Here is a 295-nt window from a genome sequence, read left to right as displayed (position 1 = left end):
CATTTTATTCTTATCCACAGAAAGAGAAGGGATTTCGTGGATAGCTGCTAAGTTATTAATCATGTCTTCTACTGTTTTAGCATTAAACTGAATATATGAAATGGATTTAGACGTTTCAGTTAAACTCTCAACTAAGTCAACTTGGCGATTTTCCTTTTCAATTCCATAACGAGCTTTTAATAAGAATCGTTTAACACTGTAATTAAATAGCATTTTTTTAATACACATAAACTCTTCCCCCTCATTTAATTGTTTTACAGACGACAAAACACGACAAAATATAACAATCAAAAGT

1 protein-coding gene is annotated in these 295 nt (G+C 30.2%); it reads right to left on the bottom strand.

Going from position 1 to position 295, the window contains the following annotated elements; translation table 11 throughout:
• A partial coding sequence (locus tag KVT34_RS30125; protein WP_217563280.1) for a UDP-N-acetylmuramoylalanyl-D-glutamate--2,6-diaminopimelate ligase occupies nt 1-228 on the bottom strand: 228 nt, incomplete at its 3' end.
• Nucleotides 229-295 lie beyond the last annotated feature (67 nt).

It is taken from the genome of Paenibacillus sp. GbtcB18, assembly GCF_019091125.1.
Taxonomy (GTDB): Bacteria; Bacillota; Bacilli; order Paenibacillales; family NBRC-103111; genus Paenibacillus_F; species Paenibacillus_F chitinolyticus.
Note: the sequence above shows the minus strand (reverse complement) of the source record. Positions and strands in the feature narration are given on the sequence as shown.